The organism is Frankia sp. Mgl5, assembly GCF_023242985.1.
Taxonomy (GTDB): Bacteria; Actinomycetota; Actinomycetes; order Frankiales; family Frankiaceae; genus Parafrankia; species Parafrankia soli.
In genome coordinates, this window is sequence record NZ_JALKFY010000202.1 from 1 (window position 1) to 258 (window position 258).

General features: G+C 55.0%; 1 pseudogene. It reads right to left on the minus strand.

Annotation, left to right across the window (positions count from 1 at the left end):
- Positions 1 to 258 (minus strand): annotated as a pseudogene (locus MXD62_RS09005) (ATP-dependent protease LonB); the annotation flags it as partial.

The following is a 258-nucleotide window of genomic DNA, read 5'->3' on the forward strand; positions in this document are numbered from 1 at the left end:
CTTCCCGACCGTTTGTGGCATACCGCTCGATCACGCTCGCAGCGTCAGCAGCTAGCTGCAAATCCATCTTACTAACGGCGGTGCGCACAATGCTGCCCACTTCCATCGGCTTTAACGGACGGAAGAAAATCTCCAGACAGCGGGAACGCAAAGCAGCGGGGATCTCATCAGGGGTTCTCGTCGTTGCACCTACCAGACGAAAGTCTGCCGGCAAGCCATACTGAAAGATATCGTGAATGTGGGAGGGAATTTGGGTGT